Genomic DNA, 13,702 nt, shown 5'->3' with positions numbered 1-13,702 from the left:
CGGTCACGATCAATCGCGCCCTGGTGCGTGCCGTTCCTCCCGTAGCCGCTGCGGGTCCGACAGACTGGCGTCGTGTCATCCGATCGCAGACCCGAAGAGGGTGCCGACGACCTGGTCACCCACCACACCGACGGCACGGTGACCGACGCACCCCCGGTGACGCGGGAGCACGCGGCGACTCCGGCGAGCCAGCAGATCGCGGCCGACGACATCGGGCGTCCCGATCGCCTGCATGAGCACCCGCACCCGCAGATGCCGGCGGTCCGCACGATGCTGCCGCCCACCCTCACGGTCGTCCTCGGGATCGCCGCGATGGTGGTCGCCGTGCTCGGTCTGCGCGAGATCGGCTCCATCGTCGCCCCCACCTTCCTCGCCGTCACCTTGATCATCGCGGTCCACCCGATCTACAAGCTGCTTGACCGCTTCCTGCCGAAGTTCATCGCCGGGTTCCTGCTGCTCGTCATGCTCTATGGAGTGCTCGCCGCGATCGGGACCGCGCTCGGGGTGGCGGTCGGCAAGCTCGCCTACGAGCTGCCGAAATACTCAGCCACCTTCAATGGCCTCATCGAGCAGGGCCAGACCTTCCTCCTCGCGAAGGGGATCAGCCAGGAGCAGATCGACCGAGCGACCAGCAACTTCAGCATCGATGACCTCACCGCGGTCGCTCAATACATCGCCGGGGTGCTCGGGGGGACGACCTCCTCCATGCTCTTCCTGCTGACCGTCATGGTCTTCCTCGCCATGGACGCCGGAGGCTTCGGCAAGCGGCTGCGAGCCGTGCACCGGGTCAAGCCCGACCTCGCCGACGCCCTCGTCGACTATGGCGCGCGCGTGCGCAAGTACTGGGTCGTCACGACCATCTTCGGTCTGATCGTCGCCGCCATCGACTACGTCGCGCTCATCTGGCTCGGGGTGCCGCTGGCCCTCACCTTCGGGGTGCTCTCCTTCGTCACCAACTACATCCCCAATATCGGCTTCATCCTCGGCCTGATCCCGCCCGCGCTGCTCGCCCTGCTGCACAACGGCGTCGAGACGATGATCTGGGTGATCGTCATCTACTGCGTCGCCAACTTCGTGATCCAGACGCTGCTCCAGCCCAAGTTCACCGGCGACGCGGTGGGGCTCAACGTCACCACGGTCTTTTTGTCCCTCGTCTTTTGGTCCTATGTCTTCGGCGCGCTCGGCGCCCTGCTCGCCGTCCCGCTCACCCTGCTCGTGAAGACCCTGCTGATCGACCGGGATCCGAGCACCCGCTGGATCAACCAGTTCATCGCCAGCCATCCGATCGACGATCGAAGCGCTCAACCACTCTGACGATAGGCTGGCCCATCGTGGCTGCCGACTTCACTCAAGAAATCCAGGACCTGCGCGCGACGATGGACTCCGTGCGCCAGGTGACCGACCTTGCCGCGTTGGAGGGCCAGATCGCCGACCTGGAGCAGCGCGCCGCCGCCCCCGACCTCTGGGATGACCCCGACGCCGCGCAGCAGGTGACCTCCGCGCTCTCTCGCGCCAAGGCCGAGCACGACCGCGTCACCGGGATGGACTCGCGGATCGACGACCTCGAGGTCCTCGCCGAAATGGGCCTCGAAGAGGGCGATGACGACACCGTCGCCGAGGCCGAGCGCGAGCTCACCGCCGTGAAGAAGGCCGTCGGTGAGCTCGAGGTCCGCACCCTGCTCTCCGGTGAGTACGACGAGCGCGAGGCGGTCGTGACGATCCGCGCCGGCGCCGGGGGAGTGGACGCCGCCGACTTCGCCGAGATGCTCATGCGCATGTACCTGCGCTGGGCCGAGCGTCACGGCTACCCGACCAAGGTGATGGACACCTCCTACGCCGAAGAGGCGGGCCTGAAGTCCGCCACCTTCGAGGTCAACGTCCCCTACGCCTACGGCAACCTCTCGGTCGAAGGGGGGACCCACCGCCTGGTGCGCATTTCCCCCTTCGACAACCAGGGCCGGCGCCAGACCTCCTTCGCGGCGGTCGAGGTCATCCCCGTCATCGAGAGCACGGACTCGATCGACATCCCCGAAAACGACCTCAAGATCGATGTCTTCCGCTCCTCCGGCCCCGGCGGCCAGAGCGTCAACACGACCGACTCCGCGGTGCGGATGACCCACATCCCGACCGGCACGGTCGTCTCGATGCAAAACGAAAAATCGCAGATCCAAAACCGCGCCGCGGCGCTGCGCGTGATGCAGTCGCGGCTGCTCTTGCTCAAGCGCGCCGAAGAGGCCGCCGAGCGCAAGGAACTGGCGGGCGATATCAAGGCCAGCTGGGGCGACCAGATGCGCTCCTACGTCTTAAACCCCTACCAAATGGTGAAGGACCTGCGCACCGAGCACGAGACCGGCAACCCCAGCGCCGTCTTCGACGGCGACATCGACTCCTTCATCGAGGCCGGAATTCGCTGGCGTATCGAGCAGGCGAAGGCCGACCAGGAGTAGCGTCTCCCGCAGACGGTCGTGGGGCCGCCCCCGTGGGAGGAGATCAGATGGGATCACGACGTAGGTTGACGTCGGTTGTGGTGGCCGTAGCCGTGGCGGGTGCGGGGCTGGTCGGGATCACTCCCGCCACCTCGGCGGCGCCCTCTGCTACATCGGGACCAGTCACGACGGTCGCTGCGTCGGCCGCCGCCGCACCGGCTCGATACGAGCGGTACTACCGGTACATGGATACCGGCCGCTCGCGGATCCCATGGTCGGACACGAAGTGGGTCCCGCAGGGTCTGGCGAAGAATGGCTCGACCGAAAACGAGCTGCTCATCTCCTACTACGACTCCTCGGGTCGGGAAAACAGTCGGATCGCCGTCATCGACCGGGTGAGCGGCAAGTACAAGCGGTACTACAAGCTCCCGCACCGTGGCCACGTCGGAGGTCTCGCCACCACGCACCAGTACGTGTGGGTGACCTACGGCGGAGAACTGCAGCGCTACGCCCGCACGGAGTTCACCCGACCGTCGGGAAGCACCATCCGCTTCACCTACCAGCAGAACGTCGCCGGCTACGCGTCCTACGCCTATGGGTCCGGCAACGAGGTATGGGTCGGGAACTTCAACTGGGGGCCGGGTAAGACGTGTCCGACCAAACGCGTCGCGAACGACAAGATGTACCGCTATGTCGTGACCTCCACCGGCGCCCTGGCCCATCGCGAAACCCGGGTCACACCCTCAAAGGTTCAAGGCGTCGCGATGGACGGCACCAAGATCGTCTGGTCGCAATCGTGTGGCCGCAAGAACGACAGCAAGCTCATTGTCTGGCCCCGGAACCGGACCTATGACGGCGACTTCCGCTATGGCAGCGCGATCACCGCGCCGAACATGTCCGAGGGCATGGTGATCGCTGGGGGCGAGCTCCAGGTCGTCTTCGAAGCGGCCTCGGCCTACTACAGCGACGCGACCTATCGAATCCGCAGCGTCCACCACGGCCGCTTCTCCTCCTTACCGCTGTAAGGGAATCCGCGGCGCGCCGAGGTCCGCGCGCCTGACCGGTGTTGGCACGTGCCGCGCTTATCGTGGCAAACGGCCATGTACCTCTTCGAGACCCTAAGGCGAGCCGGTCGCGCATGATCCGATTCGAGGACGTCAGCAAGTCCTACCCCCGCTCGAGCTCCCCAGCGCTGGACGAGATCGAGCTCAACGTCGACCGAGGTGAGTTCGTCTTCGTCGTCGGGCCCTCCGGGTCTGGCAAGTCGACGATGCTGCGGCTCATCATCCGCGAAGAGCAGGCGAGCTCCGGCCGCGTCCTCGTCGGGGGCCATGACCTGCGCGACCTGCCACAGCGCAAGGTCCCGATCCTGCGCCGTCAGGTCGGGACGGTCTTCCAGGACTTCCGGCTGCTGCCGAACAAGACGGTTCGGCAAAATGTCGCCTTCGCCCTGCAGGTCCTCGGCCGCTCGCGCCGCGAGATCCGAGCGCTGGTCCCCGAGACCCTCGAGCTCGTCGGCCTGGTCGGGATGGAGGAGCGCTACCCCCACGAACTCTCCGGCGGCGAGCAGCAGCGGGTCGCGATCGCCCGCGCCGTCGTCAACCGACCCCCGGTCCTGCTCGCCGATGAGCCGACCGGCAACCTCGACCCGGTGACCTCCCTCGAGATCGTCCGGCTCCTCCAACGCGTCCACGACAGTGGGACGACGGTCGTCATGGCGACCCACGACAACGTGATCGTTGACGCCCTTCACCAGCGCGTGGTCGAGCTCGAGGACGGCCGACTCGTGCGCGATGAGGAAGGGGGGTCCTATGTCCCGCGTCCGGCGACCAGCGAGGCCGCCCCGATCGAAGAGGACCCGCTGGATACCAGGGACTCCCACCACGAGCCCGGCGAGGTCGATGACGACGTGAGGGCCGAGACGAGCGAGCGGGAGGAGCGATGAGGATCGCCAGTGTGCTCTCGGATGCCTGGCAGGGGATCCGGCGCAACCTCTCGGTCACGATGTCGGTGGTCCTGGTCACGGCCGTCTCGGTCGTCCTGCTCGGCGTCGCTGGCCTCGCCTGGCGCCAGGCAGACCTGATCAGGACGACCGTCTACGACCAGGTCCAGGTCCAGATCTACCTCTGCCCGAAGAACTCCCCGAAGGCGGCCTGCCAAGATGGTGCGGTCACCGACGAGCAGCGCGAAAACATCGAGCAGCAGCTCGAGGAGATGAAGCCGCTCGTCACCTCCGTGGAGTTCGTGAGCGAGCAGCAAGCCTTCGATCGCTTCCAGCAGGACAATGAGGACTCGCCGCTTGCGAACAATGTGGTGGTCGGCGACCTGCCATCGAGTTATCGCGTCCAGCTCTCGGACCCGGAGAAGTACCAGGTCGTCGCCGAGACCTTCCAAAACGCCCCCGGCGTCTCCTCGATCCCCAATGTCCGGGAGATCTTCGCCCCGGTGCTGAAGATCATCGGGTTCATGCAATGGGGCGCCTTCGGGCTCGCGGTCCTCGCCCTGGTGAGCGCGGTGCTGCTCCTCGTCACCACGGTGCATCAGGCGGCCGTGACGCGCCGCCGCGAGATCGCGATCATGCGCCTCGTCGGTGCGTCCAATGCCACGATTCGCGCCCCCTTCGTCGTCGAAGCGATCATCACCTCGCTGATCGGCGTGATCCTCGCGACCGGCCTGCTCTGGGGCGCCGCCGTCGTGGTGCTCGACCGCTACTTCCGACAACAGGTGGCGACCGTGCCGCGGATCTCCTCCGCCGACGTCCTCGCTCTGGCGCCCGTGCTCGGCCTCGGGGTCGTTGTCCTCGCCGCGGTGACGGCAACGATCGCGATCTGGCGCTACCTTCGGGTGTAGGTCGGACACGCCCGGCCCCGCCTCTTCGGGACGATTGCTTCACAGAAGGGGTGACTGACGGTACGGTTGTGACTAATGAGTCGTCTGAGGTCGAGAAACACCTGGCAGCGAGTGCGCGTCGGCGCGTGCTCGTTGCTTGCTGCATCCCTGGCCGTTGGCCTCACCGCGCAGGCCCATGCGGGCGATGATCCCGCCGATAAGAAGCGCAGCGTCGATGGCCGGATCTCGACCTCGCAGGACCAGATCCGCGACACCTCGACCAAGCTCACCAAGACCTACGACGCGCTGAAGGCGACCCGGGCGAAGTTGCCCGCAGCCCGCAAGGCGGCGAGCGACGCACGGACGGCCGAGACCATCGCGCGCGGCGCGTACGACGAGGCCGTGACCGAGGTCGAGGTCGCCGAGGCCAACGAACGCAAGGCCCAGCGCGCCATGAAGCGCACCACCAAGAGCATCTCGAGCAAGCGCAACGCGGTGGGTGCCTATGCCGGCGAGCTCTACCAAGACCAGGGGATGGGTTCGCTCGCGCTGATCTCCGGCTCGCAGAGCCCGACCGAGGTCGTCGACCGCATGGTGGCGTCCGAGACCGTCACCGGCATGCAAAGCGATGCCTTGAAGGATCTCAGCACCACCCGGGCGGACCTCGTCTCCCAGCAGGACCACCTCGGTGCGCTGAAGCGCAAGACGCAAAAGGCCCGCGACCGGGCCGAGGATGCGCTAGGTGTCGCTCAGGATGCTCGGGTCAAGGCCGATAACGCCCAGAGCGCGCTCGAAGGGTTGGAGTCCGAGCAGTCGCAGCGTGCCGCCGATCTTCGCCGCGAACGCGGCGCCGAGATCAAGCGTCTCGATGGCCTCCAGGCCGAGTCCGATCGCCTGGGCAAGGTCCTCGCCGAGCGCGCCCGCAAGGCGCGAATTCGCGAGGCAAAGATCCGCGCGGCCCAGCAAGCCGATGCTCGACGCCGGGCCCAGGCCGCGGCGGCGAACCAGAACAAGGTCAAGCCGTCCTCGCCGAGCACCCCCTCCGCGCCGGCCCCGCCCGCGAGCCCAGCGCCCAAGGCACCGAGCGGCGACGGCGTGCTGTCCCCGCCGGTCAATGTCCCCCCGGGGTCCCCCTTCGGCATGCGATACCACCCGATCCTGCATTACTGGCGCCTGCACTCGGGTCAGGACTACGGCGCCGCGTGCGGGACTCCGGTCTACGCCGCCGCGTCCGGCCGCATCGTCTCCGCCGGTGTCGCGGGCGGCTACGGCAACCAACTCGTGATCGACCATGGAGTCAAGCGCGGGACGTCGCTCACCACGAGCTACAACCACCTGAGCTCCTTCGCCGTCACGGGCGGATCGGTGAGCCGCGGCCAGTTGATCGGCCGGGTCGGCACGACGGGCCTGTCGACCGGGTGCCACCTGCACTTTGAGACCCGGGAGAACGGCGTCCCCGTCAACCCGATGAACTGGTTGTAGTTCGGCCCCTTAAACCTCCCGCGCCGCAATCCGGTGGGCTGCGGCTGCCTGGGACAGGTAGCGTGTGCGCTCGACACGACCAACGAGACGATCACGAAGGGGGTAGCCGTGGCCAAGAAGAAGACGTCACCGGACGGCCGACAGATCATCGCGAGTAACCGCAAGGCCCGTCACGACTACCTCATCGAGGACACCTACGAAGCCGGCCTCGCCTTGATGGGCACCGAGGTCAAGGCCCTGCGGATGGGCCGCGCCTCCCTCGTCGATGGCTTCGCGACCTTCTATGGCGATGAGTTGTGGCTCGAAGGGGTGCACATCCCTGAGTACGTCCAGGGCACCTGGACCAATCACACCCCGCGTCGGCGCCGCAAGCTGCTGCTCCACCGCAGCGAACTCGACAAGATCATGGCTCGCACTCGGGAGAGCGGCCGCACGGTGATCCCGCTCTCGCTCTACTTCAAGGGTGGGCGCGCCAAGATCGAGCTAGGCCTCGCCACCGGTAAGAAGCAGTACGACAAGCGCCATGCCCTGCGTGAGCGCCAGGACCGGCGCGAAGCCGAGCGGGTGGTCTTCGGGCGGGGCAGGGAGTGATCTCGGCCCCGCAGCGGTGGCGATGCTGGCCGGGAGTGTTCCTCCTCGCCGTGGCCATCATGCTGCTGGGCGCATCGAGCGCTGGGGCCGCGGAGCCCTCGACAGCGCAGCCGGGCCTTCGGCTCGACCGGCCGGATGTCACCCGGATGGACGTGACGATCACGGCCCATCCCGACGGGTCGGTCACGGTCCGCGAGGAAGAGGTCCACCACTTCCCCGAAGGTGAAGGCCGTCACGGGATCCTGCGTTCGATCCAAGTGGGTGCCGGGTACGGCGATCGTAAGGACGTCTACCGCGCCTATCCGCTGAGCGACCTCAGCGTCACTTCTCCCACTGGCGCTCCGACCGCTCTCGATGTGACGAGCACCGATACCCACGAGCAGATCAGAGTCGGTGACCCGGATCAGGTGGTGAGCGGCGAGGAGACCTACGTCGTCACCTACACCCTCGGGAAACTGGTCAACGCGATCGGCGACCATGCCGAGCTGGTCTTCAATGTCGTCGGGACCGACAACCGGCAGACCTACGGCCCGGTGACCGTCACGGTGGTCGGTCCCGATGGGGCCACCCAGGCGTCATGCTTCTACGGTCCGCAGGGCTCGACGACGCGGTGCGACGCCCAGGCCGGAGAGCGCGCCAGTTTCCGGCACTCCGACCTCGCGGCGGGGGAGGGGATGACGGTCGCGGTGGAGTACCCGCGATCGGCCTTCGGCAATCTCGATCCCGACCTGCGGCAAGTGCCCGGTTGGTACACCGGATGGTTCATGGTCGGAGCCGGCATCCTTGTCCCCCTTCTGATCGCGGCGATCGGCCTCTTCCTCGTCACCACTCGGGGCCGAGACGAGATCTATGTCGGCCTCACTCCCGGTCTGACCCCGGGACCGGGAGAGCCGGCGACCACACGCCGCGGGCGCTTTGGGACGGTGGCCGTGCAGTTCCACCCGCCCCCCGGGGTCCGGCCGGGACTCGTCGGCGTCGTGATCGATGAGTCAGCCGATACCGTCGACGTCTCGGCCACCGTGCTCGACCTTGCGGTCCGCGGACATCTTCGGATCACCGAGACCTCGTCGGAGCGCCAGCGCACAGACTGGGTCTTGGACCGGCTCGCGCCCCCGCCGCGCGATGTCCTTGCTCCCTATGAGCAGATGCTCCTCGATGGGCTCTTCCCGAGCGGACCCCAGCAGGTGCTCTCGGGCTTGAAGAACACCTTTGCGAGCCGACTCGAGATGGTCCGTGGGGAGATGACCACCGAGACGATCCGCCGCGGCTGGTTCCGCCGTTCGCCCGAATCCGCACGCTCGGGGATGCGCTTTATCGGCGGAGCTCTCGTCTTCGCCGGTTTCATCCTGCTCTTCGTCCAGGACGCCCTCGGCGTCGGCGCTCAGATCGACCTGCCGTACGTGCCGATCAGCCCGATCTGGGTCCTCGCGATCGGCGTCGCGATCGGCGGGGTGATCGCGCGCGTGCTCTCGACCCACATGCCATCGCGGACCGCGGACGGGAGCGCGGTGCTGGCGCAGAGCGAGGGCTTCAAGATGTACCTCGAGACGGCCGAGGCCGACCAGATCCGGTTTGAAGAGGCCGAGCGGATCTTTAGTCAGTACCTGCCCTACGCGGTCGTCTTTGGCGTGGCCGAGCGGTGGGCGCAGACGTTCGCCAAGGTCGCCGAGGCTGCCGATCTGTCCGGGACTCCCATCGCCTGGCCGAGCTGGTACATCGTCCCGTGGGGCGTCGCCGGCGGACCGGACTTCGGTGGAATCGCGAGCGGCAGTGACCTCTTCGCCACGACGGCATCGGGCACCTTCACCTCGACCCCGGCCTCCTCCGGCGGGAGCTCGTTTGGTGGGGGCGGCTCCTTCGGGGGTGGCGGGGGCTTCTCGGGCGGCGGCGGCGCCGGGTCGACCGGAGGCTCCTGGTAAGTCCCGAGCGGACACGAAAGGGGCCGGCTCATTTAAGAGCCGGCCCCTTCGTCCCCGTTTGCCCCCGGGGGAGGGTTACAGGTCAGCGTCGATCAGCTGAAGGTGTCCTTGACCTTCTCGCCGGTCTGCTTGGCGTCGCCCTTGGTCTCCTGGGCCTTGCCTTCGGCCTGCATCTCGGGGTCGTCCTTGGCTTCGCCGAGCTTCTGCTTGGCCTCGCCGACGACCTGGTCCTTGATGTTCTCGATCTTGTCACCGATACCCATGGGCTACCTCCATCGTCTGGAATGTGCGCGGCTAGTCGGACCCCGAAGGGCCTTGCGCCCTCTCACCATACGTGGAGACGGGCGATTGGCATAACCCCCACAAGGGGGGAATACGCTTGCCCCCCAATGACGTTGTGCCCGATACTGATTCTTCGATAACTCAACAGCGTGACGTGTCTGCCCCCTTCGCGGGGGTGATCGGTTTCGACATTGGTCGGTCCATCAGGGGAAGCGGGTCGAGGATGCATGGTTATCTCGTAAACGCTCCATGCAAACCAATAGGTGCCAACAACAAGCGCACCGACTTCGCCCTCGCCGCCTGAGCGAGCCCGAAGTCCGTTGGCCTAAGCGCGATCTCCGCTTAGTCACCAGCGTCAGCTAGAGATCTTGCTGCGGCGCCATGTCGGGGGGCGTCGCGGGACTCTTACTCGACTGGGCCTGTCAGGGAAGGTGTGCGTGCCAGCCCTGGGGCCGAGAAAATCCCTAACGCACTGCGCCCGGAGAAGTCCTGGTCGTCCGCCAGTGGACGCGGGTTCGATTCCCGCCACCTCCACCATCCGTGCGACACGTCACGAGCACCGCAAGAAGCGGCTCCCCCTTCGCCCAGGCGAAGGGGGAGCCGCTTCCTTGTGTCTTGGGGGGGCGCCGGCGAGGGCTTAGACCTCTCGGGTCTGGCCGCTCCCGTCGGCCTCGGCNGGCTCCCCCTTCGCCCAGGCGAAGGGGGAGCCGCTTCCTTGTGTCTTGGGGGGGCGCCGGCGAGGGCTTAGACCTCTCGGGTCTGGCCGCTCCCGTCGGCCTCGGCGGCCTCCACCTGGGCGCGGATGGTCTCCATGTCGGCGCCCTGAACGGCCTCGATGAGGCGTTCGAGTTCGGCCTTCGGCAGCGCGCCCGCACTCTGGTGGAGCAGGATCCCGTCGCGGAAGGCCATGATCGTCGGCACCGACGTGACCTGCGCCAGCGAGGCCAGGTCGGGGTTGGCGTCGATATCGACCTTGGCGAAGGTGATGTCGTCATGCGCCTCGGCAGCGGCCTCGAAGACCGGCGCGAACTGGCGGCACGGACCGCACCACGTCGCCCAGAAGTCCACCAGGACGGTCGAGTCCTTGGTCACGGTGTCGCGGAAGCCGTCGAGGTCGAGTTCTCGGATCGTCATGTCTCCACTGTAAGCAGAAGGGGGAGCGTGGCCGCTAGGTCTCGCTGGGCCTCGCTTGGTCGCAGCGTCGCGGACATGCTTGTCTGGGCGGCGATGACTCGCCCGATGCCCCGCTCCCTCGCGCTCGTGATGCTGCTCGCCGCGCTCGCGTGGCAGGTGTGGTCGCTCTACCTCGTGACGGGGACCGGGCCCGCCCCCTTCCCGCATGCCGACAAGGTGGTCCACGTCGCCCTCTTCGCCGTGCCGACGCTCATCGCGCCCCTCGCCGGAGTGCACTGGCAGGTCGCCGCGGTGGTCATGGCCGTCCACGCGCCGATCAGCGAACTCATCCAGCACGTCTGGCTCCCGGGGCGGACCGGCGACCCCTTCGATGTCGTCGCCGATTTGGTGGGGGTGGCGATCGCGGCGTTCGCGTGGTGGTTCGTGAGCCGCCGCCGCGCTGGTAGACTGTAGCGTTCCTCCAGGATCACGAACCGGCGCACGGCTGCGCCAGGTGAAGTGGCCCGACCCGAGTCCGGCACCGTCGCCGAGACCGCCAGCGGTCGGCCCCCTTCCCGCCTTATCTGTTCCCAACCGTTCGCCCTGGACCGCCCAGGCATCAACCGATGGCCTCGGGCCCGCACGAGCGCAACTAGTGCGCTTCGAGACTCGTCCGAAGAGGTCGCCCTCGCCAGGTGGCTCGAGACGTGTCTGATTCGTTTCGAGCCGACCGGCTAGAGAGTTGAGACCTACCCATGCCCAAGAAGACTGGACCCAAGAAGGCCCGCTGGAGCGCCGCGCAGAAGGCGCAGGCGAAGAAGGCCAAGGCCGGATCCGCACCGAAGAAGGCGCACCACCGCGGCCAGGCGCCGAGCGCCGACGAGCGCGCGCCCAAGCAGCGCTGGCGTGACCGTCCCGACGGCGACGCGAAGGGGGAGCGCGGTCGCGAGACCCGCGCCGCCCGCGACGAGCGTCGCGGTGGCTACCGCGAGGAGCGCCGTGATGAGCGCCGTCCCCGCCGCGAAGGCGGCTGGGAGTCCCGCGGCGAGGACCGCCGCGGTGGCTACCGCAACGACCGGCGCGATGAGCGACGTGACGACCGCCGCGGTGGGTACCGCGACGACCGTCCGGCTCGCGTGCGCCGCGACGGCAGCGCCGATGAGCGCCCCCGCGGCAACCGGTGGGAGCCGCGCCGCGACGACCGCCGCGGTGGCTACCGGGATGAGCGCCGCGACGACCGTCGGGACGACCGCCGTGGTGGTTACCGGGATGAGCGCCGCGATGACCGTCGTGGCGGTTACCGGGATGAGCGCCGGGACGACCGTCGTGGTGGCTACCGGGATGAGCGCCGCGACGACCGCCGTGGCGGTTACCGGGATGAGCGCCGCGATGACCGTCGACCCCGCCGCGACGCGGGCGAGCGACCGACCCGCAGCCGCTACGAGGAGCGCCGCGAGGGCTACCGGCCGCCCTTCGACCGGGAGCAGGTGAGCCGCCGCCCGGAGCGCTTCGAGCGCTCCGACGCGCCGGTCGACCACGAGGCCGAGCGGATGGAAGCCGACACCTGGGTCAAGGCCACCCGCACCAGTGCGAGCGGCCCGGTCGAGGTCGGAGAGGACAATGGCTTCACCGCCCTAGGCCTGCCGAGTGAGATCGTCGAGCGGCTCGCCCGTGATGGCATCACCGCCCCCTTCCCGATTCAGGAAGCCACCATCCCGGACGCATTGGCCGGGCGTGATGTGCTCGGCCGCGGGCAGACCGGGTCGGGCAAGACGCTCGCCTTCGGTCTCCCGACGCTGACGCACCTCGCCGGAGAGAAGTCCAAGCCCCGTCGCCCCCGGGCGTTGGTGCTGGTCCCCACCCGTGAGCTCGCGATGCAGGTCAGCGACGCGCTTGAGCCGCTCGTCCACGTGATGGGCTTGCGTCACAAGTTGGTGGCCGGTGGGCTCTCCTACACGGGTCAGATCGCCGCCTTGAACCGCGGGATCGACCTGCTGATCGCGACCCCGGGGCGACTCGTCGACCTCCTCGACCGGGAAGCGGTCTCGCTCGACTCCGTCCAGATCACCGTGCTCGATGAGGCCGACCACATGGCCGACATGGGCTTCGTGCCCGCGGTGACCCGGATCCTCGACGAGATCCCGTCGGGCGGTCAGCGCCTGCTCTTCTCGGCGACCCTGGACAAGGGGATCGACACCCTCGTGGACACCTACCTGGTCGACCCGGTGACCCACTCCACCGACGACGCGCAGGCCTCGGTCACGACGATGGAACACCACATCCTCTTGATCGACCCGCAGGACAAGAAGTCGATCACCGCTGAGCTCGCGAACCGCGACGGCCGCACCGTCGTCTTCGTGCGCACCAAGCTCGGTGCCGACCGCGTCGCTCGCCAACTGCGCGAGTCCGGCGTGCGTGCCGCCGCCTTGCACGGTGGTTTGACCCAGGGCGTGCGTAACAAGGTCCTCGGGGCCTTCCGCAAGGGCACCGTGCCGGTGCTCGTCGCGACCGATGTCGCCGCCCGCGGGATCCACGTCGACGATGTCTCGGTGGTCCTCCAGGCTGACCCGCCGGCCGACCACAAGGACTACCTGCACCGCGCCGGACGCACCGCGCGTGCGGGGGAGCAGGGCACCGTCGTGACCCTCGCCCTTCCGCACCAGCGCAAGACGATGGCGCGGATGGCCGCCGACGCGGGGCTGGACGCCCGCCCGGTGAAGGCCGCTCCCGGGGACGCCGTGATCGCGGCGACCGGGGCCAGCGAACCGACCGGCGAGCCGATCGCGGACGCGGAGTTCCGGGCGCTGCTCGACCCGCCCCGTCGACGCCACGGTGGCACCGGCGGTCCGCGCGGGAGCGCTCCGCGACGCGGCGGTTACGGCCGCGGCCAGGGTGGACCGCGCCGCGGCGGTCAGGGTCGCCCGCGCCACGGCGGCGACGCGCGACGCGCTCGCGACTAGGTGTACCCGGCCATCAGGTTGGTAGCAGCGCGCCTGCTTGAACGAACGAGAACCTCCGAATGGGATGTGGCTTGTCGAAGGCCCACTCCAACCCGGAGGT

12 protein-coding genes and 1 other RNA gene are annotated in these 13,702 nt (G+C 68.2%); 11 read left to right on the top strand and 2 right to left on the bottom strand.

What is annotated here, in order from left to right:
- The first annotated feature begins 72 nt into the window (after positions 1-72).
- The 8 genes from AB8K43_RS13985 (at position 73) to AB8K43_RS13950 (ending at position 9,247) form a co-directional block, all read left to right on the top strand.
- Positions 73-1,314 carry an AI-2E family transporter gene (locus tag AB8K43_RS13985; RefSeq protein ID WP_370894822.1) on the top strand — a complete coding sequence of 414 codons (1,242 nt, stop codon included), beginning with the start codon at positions 73-75 and terminating at the stop codon, positions 1,312-1,314.
- A 17-nt stretch (positions 1,315-1,331) separates the two neighbouring features.
- Positions 1,332-2,447 carry a peptide chain release factor 2 gene (gene prfB / locus AB8K43_RS13980; RefSeq protein WP_370894821.1) on the top strand — a complete coding sequence of 372 codons (1,116 nt, stop codon included), beginning with the start codon at positions 1,332-1,334 and terminating at the stop codon, positions 2,445-2,447.
- 80 nt (positions 2,448-2,527) lie between these two features.
- Positions 2,528-3,451: a hypothetical protein gene (locus AB8K43_RS13975; RefSeq protein WP_370894820.1), complete on the top strand. Its 924-nt coding sequence runs from the start codon at positions 2,528-2,530 to the stop codon at positions 3,449-3,451.
- Positions 3,452-3,564: 113 nt separating this feature from the next.
- Entirely contained in the window at positions 3,565-4,371 is an 807-nt protein-coding gene (gene ftsE / locus AB8K43_RS13970; RefSeq protein WP_370894819.1) for a cell division ATP-binding protein FtsE, read from the top strand.
- Positions 4,368-5,276 carry a permease-like cell division protein FtsX gene (gene ftsX, locus AB8K43_RS13965; RefSeq protein WP_370894818.1) on the top strand — a complete coding sequence of 303 codons (909 nt, stop codon included), beginning with the start codon at positions 4,368-4,370 and terminating at the stop codon, positions 5,274-5,276. The genes ftsE and ftsX overlap by 4 nt, the downstream gene beginning before the upstream one ends.
- 75 nt (positions 5,277-5,351) lie before the next feature.
- Complete coding sequence (locus AB8K43_RS13960; RefSeq protein WP_370894817.1) at positions 5,352-6,737, top strand: peptidoglycan DD-metalloendopeptidase family protein; 1,386 nt, start codon at positions 5,352-5,354, stop codon at positions 6,735-6,737.
- Between the two features lie 108 nt (positions 6,738-6,845).
- Positions 6,846-7,328, top strand: coding sequence for an SsrA-binding protein SmpB (gene smpB / locus AB8K43_RS13955; protein WP_370894816.1), 483 nt, complete (start codon positions 6,846-6,848; stop codon positions 7,326-7,328).
- Positions 7,329-7,363: 35 nt separating this feature from the next.
- Positions 7,364-9,247: a DUF2207 domain-containing protein gene (locus AB8K43_RS13950; protein WP_370894815.1), complete on the top strand. Its 1,884-nt coding sequence runs from the start codon at positions 7,364-7,366 to the stop codon at positions 9,245-9,247.
- A gap of 92 nt (positions 9,248-9,339) precedes the next feature.
- Here the strand turns inward: AB8K43_RS13950 and AB8K43_RS13945 are convergent, their stop codons facing one another.
- Positions 9,340-9,510 carry a CsbD family protein gene (locus tag AB8K43_RS13945; RefSeq protein WP_370894814.1) on the bottom strand — a complete coding sequence of 57 codons (171 nt, stop codon included), beginning with the start codon at positions 9,508-9,510 and terminating at the stop codon, positions 9,340-9,342.
- 190 nt (positions 9,511-9,700) lie between these two features.
- Between AB8K43_RS13945 and ssrA the strand changes: the two genes are divergently transcribed.
- Positions 9,701-10,066: a transfer-messenger RNA gene (ssrA, locus tag AB8K43_RS13940) on the top strand.
- Positions 10,067-10,273: 207 nt separating this feature from the next.
- Here ssrA and trxA read toward each other — a convergent pair.
- On the bottom strand, positions 10,274-10,663 hold the full coding sequence (gene trxA / locus AB8K43_RS13935) for a thioredoxin (RefSeq protein ID WP_370894813.1): 390 nt from the start codon (positions 10,661-10,663) through the stop codon (positions 10,274-10,276).
- A gap of 27 nt (positions 10,664-10,690) precedes the next feature.
- On the opposite strand from trxA, the gene AB8K43_RS13930 reads away from it, so the two are divergent.
- Together AB8K43_RS13930 and AB8K43_RS13925 are read left to right on the top strand one after the other, a co-directional pair.
- Positions 10,691-11,116 (top strand): VanZ family protein, encoded by a 426-nt coding sequence (locus AB8K43_RS13930; protein ID WP_370894812.1) that lies wholly within the window; start codon positions 10,691-10,693, stop codon positions 11,114-11,116.
- Between the two features lie 281 nt (positions 11,117-11,397).
- Positions 11,398-13,602 (top strand): DEAD/DEAH box helicase, encoded by a 2,205-nt coding sequence (locus AB8K43_RS13925; protein ID WP_370894811.1) that lies wholly within the window; start codon positions 11,398-11,400, stop codon positions 13,600-13,602.
- The last annotated feature ends 100 nt before the right edge of the window (positions 13,603-13,702 follow it).

This window comes from Janibacter sp. GXQ6167 (genome assembly GCF_041365945.1).
In the GTDB taxonomy this organism is placed as follows: domain Bacteria; phylum Actinomycetota; class Actinomycetes; order Actinomycetales; family Dermatophilaceae; genus JBGFSK01.
Note: the sequence above shows the minus strand (reverse complement) of the source record. Positions and strands in the feature narration are given on the sequence as shown.